Origin of the sequence: Halomonas sp. ND22Bw (assembly GCF_003011945.1) — a bacterium.
GTDB lineage: Bacteria > Pseudomonadota > Gammaproteobacteria > Pseudomonadales > Halomonadaceae > Halomonas > Halomonas halophila.
The window spans coordinates 1-279 of sequence record NZ_PXWD01000669.1; the positions used below are offsets into that span (position 1 = coordinate 1).

At 65.9% G+C, this 279-nt stretch carries 1 protein-coding gene; it reads right to left on the reverse strand.

What is annotated here, in order from left to right:
- On the reverse strand, nucleotides 1-189 hold a 189-nt coding region (locus tag CVH10_RS26775), incomplete at its 3' end, for a hypothetical protein (RefSeq protein WP_219924873.1).
- Between the last annotated feature and the right edge of the window lie 90 nt (nucleotides 190-279).

Consider the following 279-nt stretch of genomic DNA (forward strand, 5'->3'; position numbering starts at 1 on the left):
GAAATCGAGACCCCAGCGACCACGGTCGTTCAGGCGAAGGCCGCGACGCTGCGGCGCGGGCGTATTGCGCTGGGCGGCCTGGGCTTCCGACAGCGAGACCGTGCTGGACGCACTCTGGGCGAGCGCCGACGTCGACGCGGCAAGCGCCGTCGTCGCCATCATCACAGCCAGGAAACCACCGAACCGCATAACCAAACCCTTCGAACCCCGCCAAATGGCGACGTTTCAACCCCGGACCGACCTTATATGGTCGTGAACCCGGCGATTAGACACCGGGCG